Genomic DNA, 20,304 nt, shown 5'->3' with positions numbered 1-20,304 from the left:
AGAAATCGCATTAGTGAATCGACAAAGATTGTCGACATAGTTTGCGGAGTTTCTTATGTGATTTCTCCCTTCGGTCAAAATGACAATAGGGTGTAGTTGTTTCGGTTTTTTTGCTGGGATTTGAGATTTGGGATTTTTCTATTGCATTTGCTGCTGCTTCATTTTTTAAATGGATGGTCAAAATGTTAGTTGCGAAAAAAAAAACTTGAAACAATTTTAAAAAAAATAATCGACGTCTCAGTATTCTTCATCCCTTGTGGATATTGGAGTTCTGGCTTATTCTTGAAGGTTGGAATTTGGAATTTGAAGATTAATTTTTATTTTTTTTTAAAATGATTTGTAACATTTTGAAACTTCTCGTATCCAAAAGGCGAATTTAACTAATAAACCATTTAACAACTTAAATCTATTAAAAATGAAAAAGTATATCATCCTAGTTATCGCCTTATTATTTTCAGCTGTATGTTTAAATGTATTTGCACAAACAAAAGCCTATCCGTTTGAAGTTCTTAAAACCGGAAAAGGAAAACAAGCTATCCTCTTCATTCCTGGATTTGCTTCTTCAGGAGATGTGTGGAAGGATACCAGAGTTAATTTTGAAAAAGAGTTTACCTGTTATACACTTACAATGGCTGGTTTTGCAGGGGTAAAACCACAACCGAATGCCTCTTTTAAAAACTGGGAAACCGAAATTGCCAGTTTTATCAAAACAAATAAAATCGAAAAACCAATCATAGTTGGTCATAGTATGGGTGGAGGATTTGCATTGGCTTTAGCAGCAGATTATCCGGAATTGGTTGGTAAAATTATTGTAGTTGATGCGCTTCCATGTATGGCGGCATTAATGGATCCTGCTTTCAAAGCAAAAGAAAATAACGACTGTTCGTCAATGGTGAATCAAATGACGACAATGACAGATACTCAGTTTCAGGACATGCAGAAAAAAACAATGCCACGTCTTGTTCAGGATGCTTCAAAAATAGATATGATTGTAGACTGGAGCGTGAAATCAGACCGAAAAACATTTGCTGAAATGTATTGTGATTTTTCTAATACCGATTTGAGAGAAAAAATTTCGAACGTAAAATGTCCATCATTAATTTTACTGGAGTCATATTTTGTAAATTTAAAACCTGCTATTGAAGGACAGTATCAGAATTTAAAAAATGCAAACTTTCAATATGCTGCTAAAGGACTACATTTTATCATGTATGATGATGCAGCATGGTATTTAAATCAGGTGAGTAATTTCGTAAAATCGTAATAATGGAATTTGAAGTTATCTATAAAAAATATTGGGATAGAATTTTCAGGCTTTGCATGGGTTTTGTAAACGACTATGATATCGCACAGGATCTGGCTCAGGAGACTTTTGTTATTGTATGGCAAAAATTGGATACTTTTAGAAGTGAGTCGGGTATTGGGACCTGGATTTTTAGGATAGCCTCTAATAACTGTTTGCGGCAAATTGAAAAAGACAAACGTTTTCTTAAGTCAGATCTTCCGGTTAATTTGCAGGAAGAAAAACAACAATCGTTAGAGCCGCAAATCCAGTTTTTGTACAAGTGTATTGCTGAACTGCCGGAAACAGAACGTATTATTATTTCGCTCGAACTTGAAGAGGTTAAGCAGGCAGAAATTGCCAAAATCGTAGGGCTTTCAGAAGCGAATACAAGAGTGAAAATTCACAGGATAAAGGAAAAACTGACTCAAAAAATTAAAGAAAATGGACGACAATAACAATATAGACTTTAAAGATTTATGGAAAAAACAAACCGTAAGTCAGCCTGATATGAAGGATTTGCTGCTGAGACTGAAACAATTTAAAGCTGCCGGTTTACGTCAATTGTGGATCACCAATATACTGCTCCTGGCAACCACTGCTTTTATTATTTTTATTTGGTACTATTATCAACCGGAATTCATTTCGACCAAAATAGGAATCGTACTGGTGATTTTGGCTATGATTATGTATGTAGGTGTTTACAATAGATTGTTGGCGGGTTATAAAAATATTGATGCGACACAATCCAATCAGGACTACCTACAACGACTAATTTTAATTCGAAAAAAACAGCAATACCTGCAGTCTACGGTTCTGAACTTGTACTTTGTTTTGCTGGGTGTTGGAATTTGCTTGTACATGTATGAATACGCTTCGAGAATGACTCTTGTTTATGCAGGGCTAACTTATGGGCTAACACTAGTTTGGATGGGAGTGAACTGGTTTTATATTCGTCCGAAACAAATTAAAAAACAACAGGAAAAAATAAACAGCCTGATCGACAAGTTTGATGAGGTTAACAAACAACTGGAGTTGTAAAAAAAAGCTAGTGATGTTTATGAAAATATTACAGTAATGTCCTGACTTTAAATGTCAAAATGACATTTTTTGAATTTGGTTCAGAATTTGCAGTTTGTTTTGTAAATTTAATAATCAATCAAAAAAAATAAAGATATGGGAAGTGGATATTTAATTCTTGCTGGGGCAATTATGTTGTTCAGCTGGTTAGTGAGTTCAAGACTCAAGAGTAAATTTGAGTTGTATTCTAAACTGCAATTGAGAAACGGAATGAGCGGTGCTGAAATCGCCGAAAAAATGCTGGCTGATAATGGCATTAGAGATGTTCGTGTTATTTCGACACCGGGTCAGTTGACGGATCATTATAATCCTGCAGATAAAACAGTGAATTTAAGTGAGGCAGTTTATAACCAGCGTAATGCTGCTGCTGCTGCGGTGGCGGCGCACGAGTGTGGTCATGCTGTGCAACATGCAGTAGGTTACGAATGGCTTACAATGCGTTCTAAATTAGTGCCAATTGCAAGTGTAGCGTCAAATTATGTGCAATGGATCCTGTTAGCCGGAATTTTGATGATCAGAACCTTTCCTTGGTTATTGCTGATTGGAATCATCATTTTTGCAGCGACAACATTGTTTACGATTATTACTTTGCCGGTAGAATACGATGCGAGTAACAGAGCGTTGGCCTGGCTGGAAAATAAACATATGTTAACACAAGAAGAACAGGCAGGGGCTAAAGATGCTTTAAAATGGGCTGCCAGAACGTATGTTGTAGCGGCAATCGGATCAATTGCGACGTTGTTGTATTATATTTCGATTTATTCCGGAAGCAGAAGGAATTAATTAGGTAATTTGTCAATTAGGTAATTTTTGATAGAAACAAGACCCGGCAGGTTTTTAAAACTTGTCGGGTCTAATTGTTTATAAGGGTAGAAGAATTATCTTATTTTCTAATTGGCACATTAAAGAGTTTCTAAAGCTGAATTTGTCTATCGATTTGCTGATCCAGCGAAATAAATGTTTCTGTTCTTGAAACACCCTCTATTGCCTGAATTTTAGTGTTTAAAAGTTGCATTAAATGTTCGTTGTCACGACAGATGATTTTAATCAAAACCGACCAGTTTCCTGTGGTGTAGTGGCACTCTAAAACCTCGGGAATCTTCTTTAAATCTTTTACGGCTTCGGAGTTTCTGGAGGCTTTATCCAGATAGACACCAACAAATGCCATGGTATTGTATCCTAGTACTTTTGGGTTGACAGTGAATTTAGAGCCTGAAATAACCCCCGACTGTTCTAATTTTTTTAAACGCTGATGAATTGCGGCTCCTGAAATACCTATTTTGTTGGCAATTTGTAAAATGGGTTTTCTGGCATCATCCATTAGGTAGCGTAGGATTTCTTTATCGATGCCGTCAATTTCAATTATAAGGGAGTTGATTTTCATTGGAGTTGTGATTTGAAACTAAATTTAGTGATCTGCTTTTAGATGTAAATCAAATGTACTCATAATGATTTGAAAAAGAAAATTACATCTTCCAACTTTCAACTTTCAAATCCCAAACTTCAACTTTCAAATCTGGAATAAGTTATGGTTTGGTTTCGATCGTGGGGGGGTACTGGAGATAATAATGAAATTATCAGCAAGGGCTGAAACGGTAGATTATACGTAAAAAAAAGCGACAGGACAAAAAAGAAAAATTCCAAATTTCAACTCTAAAGTTGGAATTTGGAATTTAAATATTGTTATTTCCTAAAAGGTTTTATTTTCCTTTGTTTGCTTCGCTAATGTATTTTTCTAAAGCCATAGTCATTGAAGGCGTCTCAGGAGTTGGAGCAAGAATATCGATTCTTAAGCCATGATCAAGCGCTTCTTTTTGAGTAGTGCTTCCAAAAACAGCAATTCTGGTATCGTTTTGTTTAAAATCAGGGAAGTTTTTAAACAAAGATTTGATTCCGGTTGGGCTAAAAAAGGCCAAAACATCATAGTAAACATCTGCTAAATCAGATAAGTCACTCATAACTGTTTTGTAAAAAACAGCTTGTGCCCAGTCTACTTTTAGATTGTTTAAAGTTATAGGTGCGTCAGCATTCAATTGATCAGATGCAGGTAACAGGAATTTTTCGTCTTTATACTTTTTGATAAGAGGAGATAAATCTGCAAAATCTTTTGCTCCTACGTAAATCTTACGCTTTCTATACACAACATACTTTTGCAGGTAAAATGCAACAGCTTCAGATTGGCAGAAATATTTCAATCCTTCAGGAACTTTATAACGCATTTCATCTGCTACTCTAAAAAAATGATCTACCGCATTACGGCTCGTCAAAATGATTGCAGTATAGTGATTAAGATCGATTTTTTGTAATCGTATCTCTTTTGCATTAACCCCTTCCACATGAATAAATGGTCTGAAATCAATTTTTATTTTGTGTTTTTGTTGGAGCTCAAAGTAAGGAGAATTTTCCACTTTAGGTTCAGGCTGTGACACCAAAATTGTTTTCACTTTCATATTATAAACATTTACTAAGCCGCCTCTTTTGTAATCCAATAATACATGAAATAATAAGGGGCTATTTCAAGAGCGCAAAGATATAAAATAAAATAAAATAACTTGCTGATTATTGCATTTTGATACGTTTTTATTGAAATAAAATATGAGTATAGGCTTATACACAGCGAAATGGCTATTATTGCTAGGGGTACAATTTTCGGAATATTGTCATAATAAAACAAAACAGCATTGATGGGAAGGATTAAAACGCCTATATAAGTTCTATAAGTTACTTTTTGTAAGTTAAAAAGGTCTGCAAATTCGTCGATATTGAATGAAGTTGCTACAATTTTCTCAATTAAAAATTTCCCCAGAATAAAATAAAGTAAAAATGTGGCAAGCTGAATGAATAAAACCCAGTCTGTTTTAGAAGCATATCCGAAGATATGCATCGTAAGTTGTATGAAAAAAGCATACGAAACAATTTGTACAAAAAATAAACCAACAGTAAAGCTGCTTCTTAAATGATTATTGTCACGATAGATTTTGGCGTATTTGTCTGAAAAAATAAGCTTGCTGAATTCGCTAAATCTTGTTTCGTAAGCTGATTTAGTCATAGCAACAACCGCAAAGGTCAACACAAATAAAAGTGTTGCCCAGTCTTTGTTTTCCAGAATTCGGGGATGAAGTTGTTCAATCATAGCGATGCAAAATTAGTAATTTTTTGTATCAATACTTTTATTATATATTTATTATGAATCAAATGCTATAAAAAGTTTACTTTTGCGGTGAAATTACTCAGAAAAATGAATGATTGTATTGTCATAATCCCCACTTACAACGAAATCGAAAATATTGAAAGTATAGTTAGAGCTGTACTTTCGCAACACAAACCTTTTCATCTTTTAATCATTGACGATAATTCGCCTGATCATACTGCCAATAAAGTAGTTGCTTTACAGGAAGAGTTTCCGGACCGGTTGTTTTTAGAAAAAAGGGCTAAAAAATCTGGTTTAGGAACGGCCTATGTTCATGGTTTTAAATGGGCACTAGAGCGTCACTATAACTTCATTTTTGAAATGGATGCCGACTTTTCACATAATCCAAATGATCTCGAAAAATTGTTTGATGCCTGTCATTTTGGTGGAGCAGATTTAGCAATTGGTTCTCGTTATGTAACAGGTGTAAACGTTGTTAACTGGCCGTTAAGCCGTGTTTTAATGTCTTACTTCGCTTCGGTATATGTGAAGTTTATTACCGGGATGAAGATACATGATGCAACAGCTGGTTTTGTTTGTTATAAACGAGAAGTGTTGGAAAAAATCAACCTTAATAAAATTAAATTTGTGGGTTACGCCTTTCAGATTGAAATGAAGTACAGAACCTATTGTGCTAAATTTGAAATTAAGGAGGTTCCAATTATCTTTACAGACAGAACAAAGGGAGTTTCTAAAATGAGCAATGCTATTATTAAAGAAGCTATACTGGGAGTAATTTCACTTCGATTGAAAAAACTAGTCAATACTTTATAAAGTTATGAAAATGAATAAGATTCTAATAAAAAATGCCAGGATTGTAAACGAAGGGTCTATTTTTGAAGGAGATGTTTTGATCGAAAATGACCTGATTGTTGAAGTGGCAGACAGTATCAGTTTAAAAACATCTGATTGTAAAGTAATAGATGCCGAAGGAAATTATTTAATTCCGGGGGCTATTGATGATCAGGTACATTTTAGAGAGCCTGGACTAACGCACAAAGGAGACATTGAGTCAGAATCAAGAGCTGCAGTTGCTGGTGGAATCACTTCTTTTATCGAGCAGCCTAATACAGTTCCAAATGCTGTAACTCAGGAAATACTTGAAGACAAATATCAGGTTGCGGCAGTAAAATCATTTGCGAATTACTCGTTTATGATGGGAGCTACCAATGATAACCTCGAAGAAGTTCTAAAAACAAATCCAAAGAATGTTGCGGGAGTAAAAATCTTTCTGGGTTCTTCAACCGGAAATATGCTGGTAGATAATGAAGCTACTTTAGAAAAGATATTCTCCAGTACGCCAATGTTAATCGCGGTACATTGCGAAGACGAAACCACTATACAGAATAATTTAAAGGAGTTTAAAGAACAGTATGGTGATGATATTCCGGTTACGGCGCATCATTTAATACGCAGCGAAGAAGCGTGTTATATTTCTTCTTCAAAAGCAGTGGCACTAGCTAAGAAAACAGGAGCGCGCTTGCATATTTTTCACCTTTCGACTGCGAAAGAAATGGAATTGTTTACCAATAAAATTCCATTGGAAGATAAAAAAATTACCGCTGAAGTTTGTGTACATCATCTATGGTTTACAGACGAAGATTATAAAACCAAAGGGAATTTTATTAAATGGAATCCTGCTGTAAAAACAGCAAACGACCGAAAAGTGCTTTGGGAAGCTCTAAATGATGGTCGTATCGATGTAATTGCTACAGATCATGCGCCACATACTAAAGAAGAAAAAATGCAGCCTTATCTGAATGCACCATCCGGTGGGCCGCTTGTACAGCATGCTGTTGTGGCCATGTTTGAAGCACATCATCAAGGGAAAATCAGTGTAGAGAAAATTGTAGAGAAAATGTGCCACAATCCGGCTAAAATTTTCAAAATAGAAAAAAGAGGTTTTATAAAAGAAGGTTATTATGCCGATTTAGTGATTGTAAATCCAAGTTTGCCATGGAGCGTGAAACCGGAGAATATTTTAGCTAAGTGCGGATGGTCACCTTTTGAGAATTTTACCTTTAAGTCTAGAATTACTCATACTTTTGTAAACGGTGAAATGGTTTACAATAACTTTAAAGTAAAAGATATTCGCGCAGGAAAACGTTTATTGTTTGACAGATAAAAAGCTGAGATGAAAAATTTTATAGTAATAATATTGGTGTTGTTTCTTTCTGTAAGTTGTAAAAAAGAGCTGGTCAAACAGCCTGCAAAGCTTATCGAGAAAGATAAAATGGTCGATATTATGTATGATCTGTCTCTTATTGAAGCTATGAAATATCAGCATCCTGTTTCGGTAGATTCAGTTGAAACAAGCCCTACAGTGTTTATTCTGAAAAAGTACAAAATTGATAGTTTGCAATTTTCACAGAGTAACCGCTATTATGCGGCAGATTATGAGAATTACAAAAGCATGTTTGACGAAGTTGGAAAACGTTTGGCTGTTAATCAAAGAGCTGTAGATTCTATATTAAAAATTGAAGAGAAAAATGCAGCAAAAGCAAAGAAAACCAAACTTAAAGATACAGTAGGGAATAATCTAACAAAGGTGAAACTGGATTCTATCCGAAAAACAAAACGATTAGATCGATAGTTGTTAAAGTTTTGAAATATTTTTTATGTACTCATGTACATCCTGAAAAACCGTTCCCAGAGCGGTTTTTATTTTTTCATTAGAATACAGATTGTTGGAATAGGAGGCCTTTGCAGTTGCTTTTGTAAGACGTCTTTTCTGAAAAAATAAAGTCGAAAAAATCGTATCGACGATCCAAAGGAAATTCATGAATACCGGTGTAGCATGAATGCCTGGTTTTTTTACTTTTAAAGTATCAGCAATCGTGTTTAGGATATCCTGAAAAACAATATTGTCGGCAATTAAAGTAAAGCGTTCGTTTTTAATGTCGCTTTTCATTAATTCATTGGCAATTTTTGTCACATCATTTATAGCAACAAAACCGGTACTTCCAAGAGTATAAAAAGAAAGTCCGTTGGCAACTTTGGCATAGAGTTCTGCACTTCCTTGTACATTTGTTTTGTTCTTCGGGATTGGCCCCAGAATAACACCCGGATTTAAGATAATTACGTCTAAGCCTTCCTGTAAGCCACGCCAAACTTCCATTTCGGCTCCGTATTTAGAAATTGCGTAATCACTATGAGGTTTTTCGGGGTTCCAGTCTGTTTCTTCTGTAATGTAAGTTTCATGAGCTGCTAAATCACCTAAAGCTGCAATAGAGCTTATAAAGCAGAACTTCTTTACCGCCCTGGTAATAGAGAAATTAACCACATTAGCAGTTCCTTCGATATTGATTTTTCGGAGTGCTTCTTCATCTTTGGGATCAAATGAAATTAGTGCTGCACAGTGATACACATAATCAATGTTTGAAAAAGCAATTTCTAAAGAAGGGACGTCCAAAATGTCCGCTTCGACCCATGCGATTTTTTCAAACAGTTCTCCTTTTTTATACAATTCAAAAACCGATTTGGTTTTCTTAATATTATTCAGATTTCGGTAAATAGCCCGGACATTTTCTCCATTTTCAATCAAATGAAGCAATAAATGTGCGCCAACTAAACCTGTACCTCCAGTTACTAATACCATCTTGTAAAGATAGTACTTTGGTTTAAAGGTGCAAAGAGAGACAGGTTTAAAGGTGCAAGTTTTTCATTGACTTATTGGCTTTAGAAGGGCTTTTTAGAAAATGGTGTAACCAAGTATAAAATCTAATGACCGGTAACCACCACCATAAAAGGTATATGCGTTAAGAACTTCTTTACGTGTGCTTACTCTGACTTCCGCACTTAGTTTGTTTTTGAAATTGTAACCAAGTCCAAACAGGAAATTACCGCTTGTTGAACTTTCCAGGTTGGTTGGCTTGCTGGTGATTTTTAATTTACCGCTTACATCAATGGCATAACCGGCGTTAGTAAAGATTTTGGAATTGTTGTTTAAGAAAAAATAGTAACGTACTCCAAAAGGAACTTGGATGGCAGTATATTTAACCTCTGAAGGGAAATCGATTTTCATACCATCATTCATGTGACTTATTACTCCGGTTTCGCTCTTGTTTTCGTACTGTTGATAGGTTGGGTTTACAAAAAGACTCCATTTGTTTTTGTTGAATGGAAGTATAAATTCACCTTCAAGGCCTATTTTAAAAGTTACTTTCTGAGAGTAGTCTACACTATTGTATCCATCCCTATTTGTGCCATCGATTGAGATCGAAGAAAAACCGATACCGGAAGTTACTTTTAAGAGGTAAATGCTTTTGTTTGCTGAAGTAATTGTTTTTTCGATGTCACTCGATGGAACATTATTGTGCTTCAGGAAGTATTTCATCAAAGCGTCTTTTTTATAAGGTAAATTTTTGACGTCATTTTCGGTTGTGTTATTGGTTTTTACATTGTTGAATAATTGTTGCCTGAAGTAGTTGTTCTCCACTGTTGCCTTGGAGTTGTCTAATTGAGCAAGGTATTCTTTGCGTACAAGTTGCTCCAGAGGTCTTTCGGCAGTCTCATAAAAAAATCGTGTTATGTCGTTATTGGCATAGTAGTATAAAGAGGCGTCGCCTTTCACCAGAACTTTTAAGAAAACGAGCTGCCCTTTCCAAATCGGATTTTTGTCTGTGGAAAAGCTTTCCAATACATCACTTGAAATGTCGATATTGACTTTTGCTCTTTTGTATGTCGTATGGTTTTCAATTCCAAACTCTTGAATATTTGTAATTGTTTCGGTTTTAGTATCGGTGTCTTCGCTATTTATTTTGTACTTGAAATCTGTTGGGTTGTAGTTCCAGTCTATGTTTTTGATGAAGCATTCTGTCCGGATTCCATTATTAGATATGAAATATCCTTTTTCAAAAGAGATCTGGGCGTTAATAAAGGAGTAAGAAAGTAAGATTGCAAGAAGCAAAAGTTTTTTCATAAAGGTAATTTTTGGATGGTTATTAATTAGTTGAGGTAAAAATAAATAAAAAGTTATAGGTTGTATGTAAAATGTAAAAGTTATATATGTTTTAATTGGAGTTTTTTTTGAAGAGCTAAAGTTCTAAGGTGTGTCCTCTTTGTGGCTATGGATTTTAATGCTGAAATTGCTTTTTAGTATTGATATTGGAACTGCTTTTTGTCATTGCCATTGCCATTGATTATATTTGCACAAATTATTTAAAAAATGAAGAATCTAGTTGAAGAATTAAAGTGGCGCGGGTTATATCATGATAGCATGCCAGGAACGGAAGAACAATTGCTAAAAGAAGTAACTGCTGCTTATATTGGTTTCGATCCAACGGCAGATTCACTGCACATTGGCAGCATGGTTCAGATTATTTTATTGGTTCATTTAAAGAATTTTGGGCATCAGCCAGTTGCTCTTGTGGGTGGTGCGACCGGAATGATTGGTGATCCTTCTGGGAAATCTGACGAAAGAAATTTGCTGAATGAAGAAACTTTGGCTAAAAACGTTGCTGGAATTAAAAGTGTTCTGTCTCGTTTCTTAGATTTTAATTCAAATGAACCAAACGCTCCAATTATGGTAAATAACTACGATTGGATGAAAGAATTCTCGTTTATTGATTTTGCCCGTGAGGTTGGAAAGCGTATTACGGTAAATTATATGATGGCGAAGGATTCTGTTAAGAAAAGAATTAACGGAGAAGGTGAAGGAATGTCTTTCACAGAATTTACTTATCAATTAATTCAAGGATACGATTTTTATCATTTATATAAAAACAACAACTGTCTTTTGCAAATGGGAGGTTCTGATCAATGGGGGAATATTACCACCGGAACAGAATTAGTGCGTAGAATGGGGGGAGAGAATGCTAAAGCTTTTGCGTTAACAACACCATTAATTACAAAAGCAGACGGATCTAAATTCGGAAAATCTGAAGGTGGAAATGTCTGGCTGGATGCTGATAAAACATCGGTGTATAAATTTTACCAGTTTTGGGTAAATGCAACTGATGCAGATGCGGAGAAATATATTAAGATTTTTACTTTCTTAGACAAGGCTACAATTGAAGCTTTAATCGAAGAGCATAAGGCAGCTCCGCATTTAAGAGTTTTGCAAAAGAAACTGGCGGAAGAAATTACCACTTTTGTTCACTCTGAAGAAGAATTGGAAAAAGCTATTCAGGCGTCGAATATTTTGTTTGGAAATTCTACAGCTGTAGATTTGAAGAAATTGGATGAAGCTACTTTTTTGGAAGTTTTCGATGGTGTTCCTCAGGCAGAAATCGCAAAAACTGATTTAGAAAACGGTTTAGAGATTATCACGGTTTTAAATGAAAAAACAGGTTTCTTTAAGTCAAACGGAGAAGCAAGACGTGCCTTGACTGCAAATTCAATTTCAGTAAACAGAGAAAAAATAAAAGAAGATTTTGTGTTAACAGTAAATGATTTAATCAATGATCAGTTTGTGTTATTACAAAGCGGAAAGAAAAACTATTTTGTAATTAGAGTGGTTTAGATTGTTTAATCGGTTTAGAGAACAATTGAGCGGTTCAACGATTCAACATTTAAAGTACCATCAGGTTACAACCACGAATATCAGAATTATCAAAACGTCCCAATACCTCGAAAGAGTTGTTGGGATATTTTTTGCCTAAATCCTGGGTAGCAATAAAAGAACACGAATTGATGTTGGCCAAATCGATAACGTTGATCCCACCGGTTTTTCCGTCTTTGACGTAAGTGAGTGCATCTTCGGGATCACGAACCAAAATGTTCATCCACGACGGACACTCAAAAATACCTTCGCCCAGGGAATAAGCTTGTCCCAGAAGTTCGGTCATGCCGTATTCTGAATGAATGGCCGAAACGCCAAAACCTGCACAAAGCTGTTCGTGTAATTCTTCGCGAATCATTTCTTTACGTTTGCCTTTCATACCACCAGTTTCCATAATAATAGTGTTCTGAAGATTGAATTGATGTTTTTCAATCAGATCCAGTAAGGCATAAGTAACACCAATTAAGATTACATTTTGACCGGATTCGTCTAAAGCAGTAAGCTTTTTAATCAGGTCATCATGATTGTGCAGGTAAAACCCACTTTCAGGCTGATTGGAGAGCTTTATTAAATCTTCGACCATATAGATTAGTGAAGACCCATCGCGTTCGAGATAGGACGGTAAAAGCGCTAAAACAACGTAATCCTCTATGTTGCCATAGAATTGTGAAAATCCGTTACGATAACTTTCTTCGTAAAGGGTTGCATCGGTCACAATATGCCTGCTGGTAATCATGCCGGTTGTTCCGCTGCTTGTAAAAGTTACCTGAGCCGGATCAGTATTGGAAACTACATTATGACTTTTGAAAAACTGAATGGGTAAAAAAGGAATTTGTTCTAATGCTTTTACCTGTTGCGGATTTATTTTTAAAAAATCGCAGAAGTCACGATACACAACGTTATTTTCATGCTGAAAACGAAACACTTTTAGTGCTATTTTTTCAAATTGTTTCTGACTCGAAATGGTAAAGATATCGTTGGCTGTGATCAAAACTTTTTTTGTGCAAAGATATTGTTTTTAGTATATACTCTCGGTTTTCGGTTGCAGTTTTCGGCTGTCGTTTTTATAGTTCCGCCCAAACTGAAAACCGAGACCGCGACTGAAAACTAAAAAAGCTCCAAAAGGAGCTTTTTTTATCGAATAATGAGTTTTCGTGTTGCCGAATTGTTTTCTTCACTTATTTTGATGATATAAACACCAGGAACCAAATCAGAAACGTTTAATTCTCGTGAACTTAAATGTGTTTGAAGTACTTTTTTACCCAAAACATCAAAAATGATAATCTCTTTTTCTAAATCATTTTTAGAGGAGATAGTTACTTTTCCACCAGTCACTGGATTAGGGTACAAGCTTAAACCCTCAATGGTTGCGGTCTGTTGAGGTTTTGGTAATTGCTTACTGTCTTGTGCTGAAACACTTACAGTAAAGAAAAAAGCCAATAAGAAAGTAATATAAAAGTAATTTTTTGCCATCGCGTTATTTTGGTTACTGTAAATATACAAAAAAAAGTACAAAAATTACACCAAAAAAAAACATCCTAAATTTTTAGGATGTTTTTAACAATATTATTTTTTAAACTTTTATTTAGTCAAATCAACACCATTAACTGTTGCCCAAGCACCTCCAGTTATCGAAGCTCCAGTAGCAGTATCATCTGTTACGAAATTTCCAGCTGGGAATGCAACAATACCGTCCCAAGGAGCTACTACTACACCTAAGATGTTTTTAGAAGTGTTAGTAATTTTAACTTTAGTAATTTTAATTTTACCACCGTTTACTTGGTTTGTGTTTGTTGAAGCATCTTGTATTTTTACAGCTGCACCAGTGTAAACTTTACCAGCTTCAGTATAGTCACCATAACCATCGATGATAATGTTACTGAAATCACCATTTCCTTCATTTTTGAATTGGAAAGCATCTACTTGAACATCTCCAACTGCTTCAGGAGTTGTACCAGCAATTCTTCTTAGAGTGATATTTGTAACTTTAGGGAAGTAAGCGTTATTGTTTTTAGAAGATTCGATTTCAATTCCGAAATTTCCTTTTACATTTTGACGTGCATACCAATTTGAATTGGCTTGACCTTGCCATCCATCTTGCCAGTCAAAAGAATCATCTGTATTTTCGTAAGAGATCGCATTTGTTAAACTTGCAGTTCCTCCGTAAAATTCGAATCCGTCATCAGCACCTTTGTAAGATACTAAGTGGTCTAAAGTTGTTCCTGATCCTACAGAGTAGAAAGAGAATCCGTTTAATTCTTTAGTTCCGTCAGCTAATTTAGAACCAGCATACTCTACTCTTACATATTTTAATGAACCACCGTTATGAGCAGCATTTGTTCCTCCATATGGTAAAGCATTTCCGTCTTCTGAAGTAGAAGTTTTTACACCGTTGATAGCATTGATTGGCGCGTCACCATACATGATGATACCTCCCCAAGAACCAGCTATTTTAGATTTCTCAGTAAATACAACCGGTTTATCAGCAGTACCATTGATAATTAGTTTACCACCATTTAAAACTACTAATGCATTATCTCCGGTAGTTTTATCAACTGTAATAGTTGAACCAGCTTCAAAAGTTAATGTTACACCTGAATTAACTTTTACCATACCTTTCATAGTATAGTTTCCTAAAGCATAAGTTTTATCAGCTGTAATTGGACCTGTAATTTCTCCAGTTGCCACAGGTACAGCAGTTACAGTTACAGTTTTTGTAACAGCAACAGATTGTACTGTATAAGTAATAACTGAAGTACCAACAGAAACTCCTGTGATAACCCCAGTTGAAGCCGCAACAGTTGCAACAGCAGGTGTAGCACTTGTGTAAGTACCGCCAGTAGTTGTACTGCTAAAAGTGGTAGTCGCTCCTACAACAATACTTTCAGTTCCTGTTAAAGGAGCTACAGTAAATGGAGCCGGATCGTTGTCGCTACTACATGATGAAAATAATAAGCCAATAGAAAGGGCTAAAGCGAAAAATTTAGTTTTCATAGTTGTGTTTTAATAGTTTATTTCTTTGCTGACAAAATTAGGATGAGAATACTTCATGTGTGTTAGCTAAGTATTACAATACTGTTATTATAAAATCTCTTAAATATGAATTTAATGTTAAGTTGATTTATAATGGAGTATAAAAAAAGCCCTATCGAAATAGAGCTTTGTGTTTATAAAAGTAAATAGGATTAGAATGTGTATCCCAGGCTTAAAGAAAACCCTCGGCTTTTTTTGTAACTTCTTGTTATCGGATCTCCTACAACAGGAGTTACGCTGTTATCTCCTATTTCAAATTTACGAGCAGGGTCAATTAAGTTGTCTGCTGAGAATTTTACATCAAAATGATCATTTATTTTACTGCTCCATACAAAATCTAATTGTTGTACTGGTAGTTCGTAAATATGATCTAAACCATTTGTTCCTACCGCATAGATTCTCTTTCCAAATACTGAATATACTAATGAAAGAGTATTATTCCAGTTCTTATTAATGTCAAATTGATATTTTAAATCAGAATTAATCAACCATTTTGAAGCACCTTGTAAATCTCTTGATCTATGAGTTTCTATTGATTGTGAGGTACTTCCGTCAGGATTTGTGATAAAAGGTTTTACTTCTGCTTTTGTACTCATTAATGAAGTGTTGAATCCTAGTGAGAAATCTTTAAAAGTATTAGTAAGTCTTCCTAAATCATATATGAATTCAATTTCTGCACCGTATAGAACGGCATTGTCTGAATTTAAATAGGTAATGATTGTAGAACCTGCGGCATTAGCGGTTAATGTTCTTTCAATTGGATTTTTCATTTTCTTTCCAAAAAGACCAACTGCAAACATTTCTTTTGCTGTTGGGAAAAGCTCGTATTTTAAATCAACATTGTAATTATCACTATTTACTAAATATGGGTTTCCTTTCATAGAAGTTCCATCGGCATTGATGTATTCAATTGGATAGGCCTCCATTATTACAGGTTTTGTATAAGTTACACCACCAGCTAAACGAATATTTGATTTTTCATTAATACTATATTTGGTATTTACCGAAGGTAGAAAATAAACTTTATCGTAATTTAAAGTTATGAATGGTTCGTCAAATGAACCTTGTTGTCTGTACTTAGTGGTTCTATTTGCATTTTCTACTCTTACTCCACCATTCACCTCAAGTTTTTCATTGAACTTATAAAGTAAATTTGCATATCCGGCATTGGTTCCTTCTTTTAGGATTGCTTTGTAAGTTGAGTTAGAACTTTCTCTGTAGTTAAAAGCACCTCCAGCTATGTAGCCGTTCAATTGATTGTCAATACTATTCAAAGGAGCATCAACATTTGGACCTGTAGTTGGTGAGATAAAACGATAAGAAGATTCCATATCTGATTTATTTCCGTTATATCCAACTGTAAGCTTATGGTTTTTGTCTGATCCAAACTTTAAGTTGTATTCTGCTAATCCAGAGAAGTATGAATTTCCGGTAATTTCCAGATATTGTTTGATAAAGTTATTTCCGGCAATTGAAGCTATAATTCCATCATTTTCAGTTTTTACACCTGAGAAAGCTTTTCTGTCAGGCTGATCGTATTTTGTTTTTGCATAAGAGATACCGGCTTTTACAGTCTGACTCTTGTCTTCAGTTAATGCGTATTCTCCTAATAGTTGATTATTCCAATAATTTGATTGGTCTAATTGATTCGTGCGGATAAGAGTTTTGTTTGTCCCTGTTCCTGTTTCGGCATTTGCAACACCAAATTGATCTTTGATTAAATTGTCAGTAGTTCTTATAAAAAGACTATTGTAAGCTAATTTGAATCTTCTGGTACTATAATTTAAGCCTAATAAACCAGTTAAAGAAGTTTTATAATGGTTGTCTGTCGTAACAAAGTCAGTTTTGTAAGCGATTCCGGTACTTTGATAGGCAAAAGTTCTGTCTACTCCTTCTTGAATTCCATAGCTGTTTTCAGCATTTATCGAAAATATATAAGAAAAGTTTCTGTCTTTACCTAAGTCGAATTTTTCTGAATGTAAGAATCCAATACTTGTGTTTAGTGGACTTCTTATAGGTGAAACATCAAAACCACTTTGAAATGAATTTAACGATTCTTCAGGAGTAAAAACATGTCCGGAAGGAGTACTTCCTAATAATGAAGGCAGTTTTCTATTGTCTCCTGTCATTCCAAAGAAGCCTTCTGCTGAGTCTGCATCTTTAGAAAGAGAGAATCTTTTAAAATTACTATTTGCAATATAACTAGTTCCGATATTAATTTTTGTAATGCTTTTTGTGTTTTTCGAAGTCTGAATATTAAATGTTCCTCCAGCGAAGTCACCATATATATTAGGGTTGAAAGTTTTGTATACTTCTATAACACCAACAATATCAGTTGAAAATAAGTCCAATGGGATAATCTTTAAAAAAGGATTGTTTGTTGGAGCGGCAAGATCGTTGATTAATAAATTGTTGTATCGGTCTTCTAATCCACGAACAAATAAACCTCTTGATCCTACTTTTGTAATTCCGGTGATTTTTGTCAAACCTTCTTCAACATCACTAACACCTTTTCTTGACATTTCCTGTGCTCCAATACTTTGTTTGATAACGACAGCGTTTTTTTGATCGAGTAATAATGCGGTTTCTTTTTCTTTGTTTACTGCAGACGATTTTACAACAACATCTTTAAGTGTAAAACTTCCTGATGAAAGTACCTGATTTACCGTAAGAGTTTCATTTGCTTTAACAGTTACTGGCTTTTCTATAGATTCATATCCAACGAAACTAAAAATAATGATATAATTTCCCGGATTTACATTTAAGGAATATTTTCCCTCAATGTCAGTGTTCGCGCTAATGTTAGTTCCCTTTAATAAAACATTTGCGAAAGGTAAAGCTTCATTGTTGGTTTCTTTGTCGGTTAATACACCAGAAATCGTACCTTTGTTTTGTGCGATCGAAATCGTACAGATGAATAATGTGATAAATAGAAATTTTAAATTGAATTTCATTTCAGTGTTGTGTTTAATTTATTTTTGTGCAAAGAAAGAAACGCTGTGTAAAGTTCATGTTAGGCACTTGTTATGTTTTCGTGTTGCGTAGATTATCAAATTGTTACCAGATTAAATTACCGTTAACCGCAATTTTTAACGGTTGTTTTATTAGTATATTTACCATCTCAAATGAAAATCATCGAATGTATAATAAAGAAAATTTGATGTAAAAATCTCAATTTTTGCTATTTATGAAAAAAACACAAACCAAGATTTTACTAGTTGACGATGAACCAGATATCTTAGAAATCGTTGGCTATAACCTTGCTCAGGAGGGCTACCAGATTGTAACTGCTTCTAACGGAAAAGAAGCAATAGCAAAGGCTCAGAAAGAATTGCCGGACTTGATTATTATGGATGTAATGATGGCAGAAATGGACGGAATGGAAGCCTGCGAACACATTAGAAAAATTCCTGAATTAAATAATGTTATCATAACATTCCTTACGGCAAGAAGTGAGGATTATTCACAAGTAGCTGGTTTTGATGCAGGTGCAGATGATTATATCACAAAACCAATAAAGCCGAAATTATTGGTCTCCAAAGTAAAGGCGCTGTTAAGAAGGTTAAAAGAACAAGAAGTTGTAAGTGACACCTTAAATGTGGGAGGAATCGAGATCAACCGCGAAGAATATAAAATAATCAAAGGAAACGTGGAGATCGCCTTGCCGAGAAAGGAATTTGAATTGTTTTACTTATTGGCCTCAAAACCAGGGAAAGTTTTTAAAAGAGATGAAATTCTGGATAAAGTTTGGGGAAACGAGGTTGTAGTAGGAGGAAGAACTATTGATGTTCATATTCGAAAACTTCGTGAGAAAATAGGAGAAGACCTTTTTAAAACCATAAAAGGAGTAGGCTATAAATTTGAAGTTTAGATTTTTAAGATGCTGAGGTTTTTAGAAGCTAAGTTGCTAAGAATTTTAGTTAAGAATTTAAATTCATTCCAATTACTTTAAAAGTATTCAATACATTTAAACCATATAAGAATTGAAGTTTGTGCAATCTTCATTTTCTTATATGGTTTTTGAGTTATTCCTTTTTTGCTTTTGCCCAAAAGAATAGCGCTCAAAACAAAACTTAATTTTCTTAATCTCTTAATGGTTCAATAATTTCAAATGAAAATTAATTTTAAAAAAACATACAAGTTTGCTGTAAAGTCAGCATTATATATAAGTCTTTTTGCAACAGGATTTGTAATGATACTATTGTCTTTATTTTATAAAAACCAATTGAAGCATCAAGTTGCATTTGGAATAATTTTTATAATATCAATTTACGCTTTTTCTTTCCTGGTTTTGCAATATCGTGTAGAACGTTTTATTTATCGAAGAGTTAAAAAAATATACGATGAGGTTTCGTTATTAGAATCCACAACACTTATCAATCAGCCTATAACTACGGATATGGAAACGCTTTCACGTGAAGTGAAAAAGTTTGCTACAGATAAAAAGCTGGAAATTGAAATGCTGGAAATCAGGGAACAATACCGACGTGAGTTTCTTGGAAACGTATCACACGAGCTGAAAACGCCTTTGTTTACCGTTCAGGGATATGTTTCGACTTTGCTAGATGGTGCAATGGAAGATAAAAATATTCGAAAAAAATATTTAAAACGTGCTGAAAAAGGAGTGGAACGATTGATTTATATCGTCGAAGACCTGGATATGATCACCAAGTTGGAATCAGGAGATCTGGATTTAATCATGACTGATTTTGATATTGTAGAACTGATTCAGAATGTCTTCGATTTACTGGAAATGAAAGCCGACAAGAAGAAAATTAAATTGGCTTTTGAAAGTAAGAATATTAAATCAGTGATCATTCGCGGAGATAAGGACAGAATTCAACAGGTTTTAGAAAATCTGATTGTAAACTCTATTAAGTATGGTAAAGAAGGTGGTTTGACGGAAGTAGGAGTGGTTAATCTGACCAAGAAAAAAGTCTTAATCCGTATTAGTGATAATGGGGAAGGTGTTGAAAAACAAAATATCCCAAGACTTTTTGAGCGTTTTTACAGAGTGGATAAAAGTGGAACCCGTTCAGAAGGCGGTTCCGGATTAGGATTGGCCATTGTAAAACATATTATTGAAGCACATAAAGAGAAAGTATATGTAGAAAGTGAGTTCGGAATTGGTTCTGAATTTTCTTTTACGCTTGAAAAAGCAAATAAAACAGTAAAAGCTGAAGTTAAATAATTGTAAGCTTGTTTGAGCGAAGTACC

General features: G+C 34.6%; 19 protein-coding genes. 10 read left to right on the top strand and 9 right to left on the bottom strand.

Features of this window, described 5'->3' with window-relative positions; all coding sequences use genetic code 11:
• Window positions 1–415 precede the first annotated feature (415 nt).
• The 4 genes from AC3IS6_RS03165 to AC3IS6_RS03150 all read left to right on the top strand — a co-directional run bounded on the left by AC3IS6_RS03165 (window position 416) and on the right by AC3IS6_RS03150 (window position 3,145).
• On the top strand, window positions 416–1,264 hold the full coding sequence (locus AC3IS6_RS03165; protein WP_489163480.1) for an alpha/beta fold hydrolase: 849 nt from the start codon (window positions 416–418) through the stop codon (window positions 1,262–1,264).
• Window positions 1,265–1,266: 2 nt separating this feature from the next.
• The gene (locus AC3IS6_RS03160) at window positions 1,267–1,740 is read left to right on the top strand and encodes an RNA polymerase sigma factor (protein WP_489163478.1); all 474 of its coding nucleotides are present in this window, start codon (window positions 1,267–1,269) and stop codon (window positions 1,738–1,740) included.
• Complete coding sequence (locus tag AC3IS6_RS03155) at window positions 1,727–2,323, top strand: hypothetical protein (protein ID WP_489163476.1); 597 nt, start codon at window positions 1,727–1,729, stop codon at window positions 2,321–2,323. Before AC3IS6_RS03160 ends, AC3IS6_RS03155 begins: the two co-directional genes overlap by 14 nt.
• 135 nt (window positions 2,324–2,458) lie before the next feature.
• Complete coding sequence (locus tag AC3IS6_RS03150; protein ID WP_489163475.1) at window positions 2,459–3,145, top strand: zinc metallopeptidase; 687 nt, start codon at window positions 2,459–2,461, stop codon at window positions 3,143–3,145.
• A 130-nt stretch (window positions 3,146–3,275) separates the two neighbouring features.
• On the opposite strand, the gene AC3IS6_RS03145 is transcribed toward AC3IS6_RS03150, so the two are convergent.
• The 3 genes from AC3IS6_RS03145 to AC3IS6_RS03135 all read right to left on the bottom strand — a co-directional run bounded on the left by AC3IS6_RS03145 (window position 3,276) and on the right by AC3IS6_RS03135 (window position 5,495).
• Window positions 3,276–3,746, bottom strand: a complete 471-nt coding sequence (locus AC3IS6_RS03145; protein WP_017496220.1) for an Lrp/AsnC family transcriptional regulator — start codon at window positions 3,744–3,746, stop codon at window positions 3,276–3,278.
• A gap of 316 nt (window positions 3,747–4,062) precedes the next feature.
• The gene (locus tag AC3IS6_RS03140) at window positions 4,063–4,812 is read right to left on the bottom strand and encodes a uroporphyrinogen-III synthase (RefSeq protein WP_173965978.1); all 750 of its coding nucleotides are present in this window, start codon (window positions 4,810–4,812) and stop codon (window positions 4,063–4,065) included.
• Window positions 4,813–4,826: 14 nt separating this feature from the next.
• Window positions 4,827–5,495, bottom strand: a complete 669-nt coding sequence (locus tag AC3IS6_RS03135) for a DUF4271 domain-containing protein (RefSeq protein ID WP_291285643.1) — start codon at window positions 5,493–5,495, stop codon at window positions 4,827–4,829.
• 105 nt (window positions 5,496–5,600) lie between these two features.
• Here AC3IS6_RS03135 and AC3IS6_RS03130 point away from each other — a divergent pair, with 105 nt between their 5' ends.
• Genes AC3IS6_RS03130 through AC3IS6_RS03120 form a run of 3 tightly spaced genes read left to right on the top strand, consistent with a single transcriptional unit; the run spans window position 5,601 to window position 8,145 of the window.
• Complete coding sequence (locus tag AC3IS6_RS03130) at window positions 5,601–6,326, top strand: polyprenol monophosphomannose synthase (protein WP_489163472.1); 726 nt, start codon at window positions 5,601–5,603, stop codon at window positions 6,324–6,326.
• 10 nt (window positions 6,327–6,336) lie between these two features.
• Window positions 6,337–7,677 (top strand): dihydroorotase, encoded by a 1,341-nt coding sequence (locus AC3IS6_RS03125; protein ID WP_489163470.1) that lies wholly within the window; start codon window positions 6,337–6,339, stop codon window positions 7,675–7,677.
• A 9-nt stretch (window positions 7,678–7,686) separates the two neighbouring features.
• Entirely contained in the window at window positions 7,687–8,145 is a 459-nt protein-coding gene (locus tag AC3IS6_RS03120) for a DUF4296 domain-containing protein (protein WP_489163468.1), read from the top strand.
• Window positions 8,146–8,148: 3 nt separating this feature from the next.
• On the opposite strand, the gene AC3IS6_RS03115 is transcribed toward AC3IS6_RS03120, so the two are convergent.
• Together AC3IS6_RS03115 and AC3IS6_RS03110 are read right to left on the bottom strand one after the other, a co-directional pair.
• The gene (locus tag AC3IS6_RS03115; RefSeq protein WP_489163466.1) at window positions 8,149–9,150 is read right to left on the bottom strand and encodes an NAD-dependent epimerase/dehydratase family protein; all 1,002 of its coding nucleotides are present in this window, start codon (window positions 9,148–9,150) and stop codon (window positions 8,149–8,151) included.
• Between the two features lie 93 nt (window positions 9,151–9,243).
• Window positions 9,244–10,473 (bottom strand): porin family protein, encoded by a 1,230-nt coding sequence (locus AC3IS6_RS03110; protein ID WP_489163464.1) that lies wholly within the window; start codon window positions 10,471–10,473, stop codon window positions 9,244–9,246.
• Between the two features lie 246 nt (window positions 10,474–10,719).
• Here AC3IS6_RS03110 and tyrS point away from each other — a divergent pair, with 246 nt between their 5' ends.
• Window positions 10,720–12,015: a tyrosine--tRNA ligase gene (gene tyrS, locus AC3IS6_RS03105; protein ID WP_489163462.1), complete on the top strand. Its 1,296-nt coding sequence runs from the start codon at window positions 10,720–10,722 to the stop codon at window positions 12,013–12,015.
• Between the two features lie 49 nt (window positions 12,016–12,064).
• On the opposite strand, the gene AC3IS6_RS03100 is transcribed toward tyrS, so the two are convergent.
• From AC3IS6_RS03100 to AC3IS6_RS03085, 4 genes are all read right to left on the bottom strand, one after another.
• Window positions 12,065–13,045: a LuxE/PaaK family acyltransferase gene (locus AC3IS6_RS03100; protein WP_489163460.1), complete on the bottom strand. Its 981-nt coding sequence runs from the start codon at window positions 13,043–13,045 to the stop codon at window positions 12,065–12,067.
• Window positions 13,046–13,188: 143 nt separating this feature from the next.
• Window positions 13,189–13,527 (bottom strand): T9SS type A sorting domain-containing protein, encoded by a 339-nt coding sequence (locus tag AC3IS6_RS03095; protein WP_173965969.1) that lies wholly within the window; start codon window positions 13,525–13,527, stop codon window positions 13,189–13,191.
• 108 nt (window positions 13,528–13,635) lie between these two features.
• A complete protein-coding gene (locus AC3IS6_RS03090) occupies window positions 13,636–15,048 on the bottom strand; it encodes a hypothetical protein (RefSeq protein ID WP_489163458.1) in 1,413 nt (470 codons plus the stop codon).
• A gap of 191 nt (window positions 15,049–15,239) precedes the next feature.
• Window positions 15,240–18,041: a TonB-dependent receptor gene (locus tag AC3IS6_RS03085; RefSeq protein WP_489163456.1), complete on the bottom strand. Its 2,802-nt coding sequence runs from the start codon at window positions 18,039–18,041 to the stop codon at window positions 15,240–15,242.
• A gap of 233 nt (window positions 18,042–18,274) precedes the next feature.
• On the opposite strand from AC3IS6_RS03085, the gene AC3IS6_RS03080 reads away from it, so the two are divergent.
• Both AC3IS6_RS03080 and AC3IS6_RS03075 read left to right on the top strand, forming a co-directional pair.
• Window positions 18,275–18,958: a response regulator transcription factor gene (locus AC3IS6_RS03080; protein WP_041518469.1), complete on the top strand. Its 684-nt coding sequence runs from the start codon at window positions 18,275–18,277 to the stop codon at window positions 18,956–18,958.
• Window positions 18,959–19,198: 240 nt separating this feature from the next.
• The gene (locus AC3IS6_RS03075; protein WP_489163454.1) at window positions 19,199–20,278 is read left to right on the top strand and encodes a sensor histidine kinase; all 1,080 of its coding nucleotides are present in this window, start codon (window positions 19,199–19,201) and stop codon (window positions 20,276–20,278) included.
• Window positions 20,279–20,304 lie beyond the last annotated feature (26 nt).

This window comes from Flavobacterium sp. KH_035, from assembly GCF_057839565.1.
The sequence above is the reverse complement of the archived record's forward strand: the minus strand, read 5'-3'. Positions and strand labels throughout refer to the sequence as shown.